Source organism: Pseudomonas sp. 2822-17 (assembly GCF_002742485.1).
GTDB classification, from domain to species: Bacteria; Pseudomonadota; Gammaproteobacteria; order Pseudomonadales; family Pseudomonadaceae; genus Aquipseudomonas; species Aquipseudomonas cyclaminis.
In genome coordinates this window covers 1-418 of record NZ_LJRZ01000621.1, presented here as the reverse complement: position 1 = coordinate 418, position 418 = coordinate 1, and the positions used below count along the sequence as shown (strand labels likewise).

General features: G+C 37.8%; 1 protein-coding gene. It reads right to left on the bottom strand.

Going from position 1 to position 418, the window contains the following annotated elements; genetic code table 11:
- On the bottom strand, positions 1-418 hold a 418-nt coding region (gene fliD / locus AOA60_RS23615; RefSeq protein WP_158235055.1), incomplete at both ends, for a flagellar filament capping protein FliD.

Genomic DNA, 418 nt, shown 5'->3' with positions numbered 1-418 from the left:
CGTCTACAAACCCCTTTATAAGGTCCATAATCGAGTCCACATTTGTGGAAGCTCCAATCGTCACATTATTTGTACCTTCAGCAAAGGTTCCTTTTAATGTCATGGTTACACCGTTCATCGTGAAAGTATTGGAACGACGCTCTGTCTCAAGTCCATTAATGGTGAACTTTGCGTTTTCACCACCACGTTCTTCATCAAGACCAAGCTTAAATGCATCTTGGAAAAATCCATTTGAGAATTTTATTTCTCTATGTGCATCATTAATGTCATCATAATTTCTATCTGCTTGATTAGAAGGTGAGTTAGGATTAAACTTCCCAGTCTCAGTTCGAATAACAGATAGTTTATCAGAATGTTCATCATAAAACACGTTGATCCCAGTTGGAGAAGCATTCATCTGACGAATCACATCATTCAT